Raw genomic sequence first — 5266 nt, forward strand, 5'->3', positions numbered from 1 at the left:
GCACTAAAATTTATGCCCTCAGTACTAAGTGGATGAGCTTGAAACTGTGGGATACTGGAAATTACCCCTTCCCCAGATTCGGTAAAGCTTTGTATAGTATGAGTAGACAAGATCGACATGACCGATCGTAACTAGAGAGTCAGAGATTTGTGTTCCAACATTTCAAGCAGGACTTAAAAAATGATTTGATCGCTGGGTTGCTAGTGGCGATTCCACTCGCTACGACCATCTGGTTGTCGATTAATGTGGCGACGTGGGTCGTTAATTTTTTGACTCGCATCCCCAAGCAGATCGCACCGTTTGATGGCTTGGATCCAGTTCTAGTCTACTTGTTGAATTTATTAGTCGGCTTAGTAGCACCGCTGTTAATCATCCTGTTAATTGGCTTGATGGCGCGGAATATTGCGGGCAAGTGGCTCTTGGATGTCGGCGAACGGTTATTACAAGCCATTCCCTTAGCTGGTGCGGTTTACAAAACACTCAAGCAACTCTTAGAGACGCTGCTGCGCGACTCCGGCAACAAATTCCGCCGCGTCGTATTGGTAGAATATCCGCGTCGAGGAATTTGGGCGCTAGCTTTTGTGACGGGCACGCTCGATAGTGAGATTCAGTCCCAAATGCCTCCAGGCATGTTAAATCTGTTTATTCCAACGACACCCAATCCCGCTACTGGCTGGTATGCAGTGGTAAACGAAAATGATGTGCTAGATTTGGCAATGTCGATCGAGGACGCATTTAAAGTCGTGATTTCGGGTGGGATTGTCAATCCGAGTAATGTGGCTGTAGCCGCCCTCGATCGAGCCTCAGAGCCGATCGTTGCCCCGATGATTAGTACCTTACCGACGCCGTTGCTCGATTCTCCAGAGGAGATGGCTCTTCGCCAACGGGAGGAGCAATCCTAATCGTCACTCATAGCTCCCTTCCCAGTGACAAATTGCGGAGTTCGTCCCGCCTTTGTTTCCACGGCTCGGGGAACCCGATCCGACGACCATGGAACGAACCCAAGTTAGACATCTAGTATGGATAGTGGATAGTGGATAGTGGATAGTGGATAGTGGATAGTGGATAGTGAATTGCAAATGTCTATTTTTTGGGTGGGAAGTGAGTAGCTCGTAATGGATCTGTATCTGAAGATAGCCACCCAGATTAAAAGTTTTTTTGATGCCACTGCAATCGTCCCTCTAGCAATAGAGGGACGAATTTTGCGCATTGAAGTGCAAGTTCCGCACCTAGAACCCTTACACTGGCTAGCACGGCAAACAGCAGCTAGCAAAACTTATTGGTCGGACCGTCACGGTCGATTTACGATGGCGGGGATTGGGACTTTGGATGTGGTAGCAGGGGATCTGCCGATTAGTTATCCGGCTGTGTTCGATCGATTGAGACAAAAATTATCCCCACTTTTCCCCCGAGTTCGCTACTACGGCGGCATTGGTTTCAGTCAAAATCGCCAGATCGATCCGAGCTGGAAATCATTTGGCAACTATCGCTTTGTGGTGCCGAGATTTGAAATCTGGATGGATGAAAGTGGGACTTTTTTTGCTTGTAATTTTTTCGGTACGCCGGATGTGGCACATTGGGAGCGAGAATTAGCGCAAATCTTAGTTGAGTTGCGCCGAGTCGATCTAACTCAGCTACCAGTCACCGTCGCAACACCCGTCCAAATCGCTCGCGTCGATACTCCCGACCGCTACCAGTGGCAACAAAATATTAACTTAGCACTGGCGAAATTTACCGACCGCCAGCTCGAAAAAATCGTCTTGGCACGAAAATCGACGCTGCTATTTGCCAGCGATCTCCAGCCCCAAATTCTCTTACTATTACTCCAACCGCATAACTACCCCAGCTATCATTTTTGCTTTCAGACCGACCCTCAGACGGCTTTTATCGGTACCTCTCCCGAACGACTGTATTATCGCCACGATCGATTATTAGCAACTGAAGCAATCGCGGGTACGCGCCAGCGGGGCACATCTGGCGAACTGGATCGACAGTTGAGTGATGAATTACGCAACTCACCCAAAGACATTCACGAGCATCAATTAGTCGTAAATAATTTACGAGCAATCTTAGCCCAAATCTGCGATGCCGTGACGATCGAGCCGTCAGCCAGTATTCTCAAACTCAACAAGGTGCAACATTTATATACCCAATGTCAAGGCATCCTCACCGCCGAACTAACTGATGCCCAGATCCTACCACTGCTCCATCCCACCCCCGCAGTAGGGGGTTTCCCCCGTCCCCAAGCCTTAAAACTAATTCACGAATTAGAACCCTTCGAGCGCGGTTGGTATGCGGCACCTGTCGGTTGGGTCGGGTATGATGATACGGAATTTGCCGTGGCAATTCGATCGGGACTAGTTACTGGCGATCGGTTATTATTATTTGCAGGTGCGGGGATCGTTACTGGCTCCCAATCGGCACAAGAATGGCTGGAAGTCGAAAACAAAATTCGCCACTTTACCGATTTATTTACCCCACCCCATCCCCCGACAATTACAGCGAATCGATCGCATATCGAGCAATAAGCATGGTGAATTTTGCCCGCTCTAACTCGGATAACTGCTCCCAAGCTAAGGGTCTGACAATGTTATCGGGTTCGTCAACGCCAGGATTGCACCGCATGGCATAAGCGTAAGGACGCGCCATCACCAACAGATCGTCAGTCGCCCAATTTGATAGCAAATCGCCTACCGCTTTGACTAGTTGCTCGACTGGCTCTAGGTTACTAGTCGCTAGTGCGCCGACATTGGCCGCAATCTGCGCGAGCCACTGCTGGGGTACTCGGGTACCAAATCGCTCGCTGATGGCGGCTAGGGGACTGACTGGAGCCGCGCTGGTAGTGTCCCAACATGACTGGATCTGCGTAAAAAAAGCGCTAGATCGATCGGCAATCTCCGCTTCCGACCAATCATCTAAATTAAACTGACTATCGGTTTGGGTATAATAGTCCGCAGTGTCTGGGTCGGCTGGATTCCATGGATACTCAGTAGTAGTAGCTGCAAGGAGGCAATCCATTAATTCAGCTTCAGATAATTTGTCGCGGTCGTAGGGTTGAGAATTGAATGACATGATTGCGCTCCTTGTCTGTACGACGGGGTTTAATAATTAATATATTAATATATGTAAGCAGCCTGCGAATTGCTCGGAACTTTTTCAGTGGAAAGTCTTCTAAGTTCAATTGAGGTCTGTGATTGACTACATTTGACAATAACCTCATTCCGTAAAGGTGGAAAATTTAGCGGCGATCGACCTATCGCCATTGCATCGAGTCTACCAACTCGATCGAGGGCGATAAATCATTCGATCGAGTGACGTTGTAGTTGATTTAACGTCAGTTCGGGATCGGAAAAGCCTAGAGACTGAAGTCTCTGCTCATGATGCGAAGTCCGCCTGCGCGGACTAAAGATTCAGTCCGCGCAGGCGGACTTGGCACCACTAGCCCCGATTTTAATCGGTGGCTAGCTCTAGACCATGTAGGCAGGTGGCTGGACGTTGAAATTAGCGAGCATCGCTGGGGCGATTTTGGTGGTGGAGATCGTGCCGCCATCAGTGGCAACTGGGTTGCTGGGATCGAAGACGAGCAAAATTCCTTCAGGAATATGATAGGCATAAGAGCCGGATTCGTCTTCGATGTCGATGATGCCGAGTCCTACATCACTGAGGGTTTGCACGCGACCGTCGAGTAAAACTGTTAATTGCGATCGATCGGGATTTTCGACTTGAAAGAAGATTTGAAAAACATTGTTACCTAAGTCAGTTACTTCTACTGGCGCACCGTCGATCGATAACTTCCGCAGATTGGCACGAGCGACATCCACAACGGCATCATCGATGACGACCATATACATCGGCACCATCGCACGACGCGGTTGCCATTGACTGGGACTGACCCCAATGGCGGTCATAAATTTGCTTAAGTCGGTAATGAGTAATTGAGTCTTCACGGATGTAGATCGATCGACAGCGGCTTGACCCATACTGCTGGCGATTAGTAGCGTATAATCTTGATTGCTGGTGACAAAGGCGAGCAATTTGGCTAGCTGACGATCGGCTTCAGCCATTGTAAAATCAATTTCGGCATTGTAAGTAGCGTGCCACTCTGGGGTTAGTTCCAGATCTTGGAAATCATCAGGATACTTAGCTGGCCAATAGCGGTGCATCGATGATGCCACATGATTGGTAAAAAATGTCGATAAATCTGGCTTGTGGCGATCGAGCTGCTGCATGAATAGGTCGAAAGCTAGCTGCATTTGCGATGTCCGTCGCCGCACGACGCGGCTGGGCCAGATCTTTTCGGAGACGATTTGTTTGGCAAGTCGGTAGGCGGTGTCTAGTTTGACGCCCAATTGTGGCGCTTTGGTCAAAAATGGTAATGCGGCTTTAATGTTCAAGCCTTTATTGACATTCCGACCCGATGAATCCACCATTTTGAGATTAAAATCTTGAAAACAGGTCAGCGCATCGGGAAAGCATTCCGAACCATTGGCAAAGGTATCGGGGACATAAAAGGCATACCGCGAGATGTCTGCGGGCAACGGGTATGTATGCAGCGACCCAAATACACCGACCTTCACGCCAGCGCGTGCTAGCAATTCTGTATAGTTAGGATACTCTTGATTTATTTCTGCTAAATCTTGGCCGAAATTTTGGATGGTATGTTTTTCATTAGTAACGCCGCGATGCAAAGTCGGCCAAGTAATCCAGGGTGATAAGTGACCTTTATCTTCAGTTACGGTTTCATATACCGCACTTTGCCGCAAGATTTGGGCGAGTGCCGACTGCGGATTTGCAGTGGTGTAGTCTACTAAAACTCTGCGCGGTACTTCGTTGAGTTCGTAAAAGACCACTTTTTTGCCATGAATCATTTTGGTACTCCAGAATACGACTGCGGGCTAATTCTCATGGATATCTCGGCTCGATCGCCAGCCAATTACATCATAATATGTCAAACTGGTAAACCATTAGACTTCCTGCAAGAGTTAGCAGTTAGGCTTTAGGCTTTAGGTTTTAGGCTTTAGGGGAAACTCGACTGACACATAAGGCTGCGTGTAAAAGTTAGGATGGGAAAATAAAGCAGCCCTAATGTGCCCAACACTTTCACTGCGATTTATCATTTTTTATGATTAACGTCAGTTCGGGTTAAGCGGCGGAGGGTAAAACCCACTCGAATCCAAGAGAAGGCTTCTTAGGTTGGTGGCAATATGCAATCAACCCGCATAAAACGTTAGTACAAAAATTAATAGGACTACGATGGCGAGAATGT

5 protein-coding genes and 1 pseudogene are annotated in these 5266 nt (G+C 48.2%); 3 read left to right on the forward strand and 3 right to left on the reverse strand.

What is annotated here, in order from left to right; all coding sequences use genetic code 11:
- Positions 1 to 149: 149 nt before the first annotated feature.
- Together RMO52_RS23435 and RMO52_RS23440 are read left to right on the forward strand one after the other, a co-directional pair.
- Positions 150 to 902, forward strand: a complete 753-nt coding sequence (locus RMO52_RS23435) for a DUF502 domain-containing protein (protein ID WP_309738443.1) — start codon at positions 150 to 152, stop codon at positions 900 to 902.
- A gap of 300 nt (positions 903 to 1202) precedes the next feature.
- Positions 1203 to 2528, forward strand: a complete 1326-nt coding sequence (locus RMO52_RS23440; protein ID WP_310419161.1) for an isochorismate synthase — start codon at positions 1203 to 1205, stop codon at positions 2526 to 2528.
- Here the strand turns inward: RMO52_RS23440 and RMO52_RS23445 are convergent.
- Together RMO52_RS23445 and RMO52_RS23450 are read right to left on the reverse strand one after the other, a co-directional pair.
- Positions 2497 to 3072 (reverse strand): hypothetical protein, encoded by a 576-nt coding sequence (locus tag RMO52_RS23445; protein WP_310419164.1) that lies wholly within the window; start codon positions 3070 to 3072, stop codon positions 2497 to 2499. The two genes, RMO52_RS23440 and RMO52_RS23445, sit on opposite strands and share 32 nt — an antisense overlap.
- A 395-nt stretch (positions 3073 to 3467) precedes the next feature.
- Positions 3468 to 4868: a hypothetical protein gene (locus RMO52_RS23450; protein WP_309738446.1), complete on the reverse strand. Its 1401-nt coding sequence runs from the start codon at positions 4866 to 4868 to the stop codon at positions 3468 to 3470.
- On the opposite strand from RMO52_RS23450, the gene RMO52_RS23455 reads away from it, so the two are divergent.
- A complete protein-coding gene (locus RMO52_RS23455; RefSeq protein WP_310419167.1) occupies positions 4860 to 5000 on the forward strand; it encodes a hypothetical protein in 141 nt (46 codons plus the stop codon). The genes RMO52_RS23450 and RMO52_RS23455 overlap by 9 nt on opposite strands.
- A 142-nt stretch (positions 5001 to 5142) precedes the next feature.
- On the opposite strand, the pseudogene RMO52_RS23460 reads toward RMO52_RS23455, so the two are convergent.
- Positions 5143 to 5266: pseudogene (locus tag RMO52_RS23460) on the reverse strand (IS982 family transposase); the annotation flags it as partial.

Origin of the sequence: Chamaesiphon sp. OTE_8_metabat_110 (assembly GCF_031382685.1) — a bacterium.
Lineage (GTDB): Bacteria > Cyanobacteriota > Cyanobacteriia > Cyanobacteriales > Chamaesiphonaceae > Chamaesiphon.

Coding starts and splice junctions, on each gene's coding strand:
- RMO52_RS23445 (WP_310419164.1), bottom strand. CDS start 3,072: ATGTCATTCAATTCTCAACCCTACGACCGCGACAAATTATCTGAAGCT.
- RMO52_RS23455 (WP_310419167.1), top strand. CDS start 4,860: ATGAATCATTTTGGTACTCCAGAATACGACTGCGGGCTAATTCTCATG.
- RMO52_RS23450 (WP_309738446.1), bottom strand. CDS start 4,868: ATGATTCATGGCAAAAAAGTGGTCTTTTACGAACTCAACGAAGTACCG.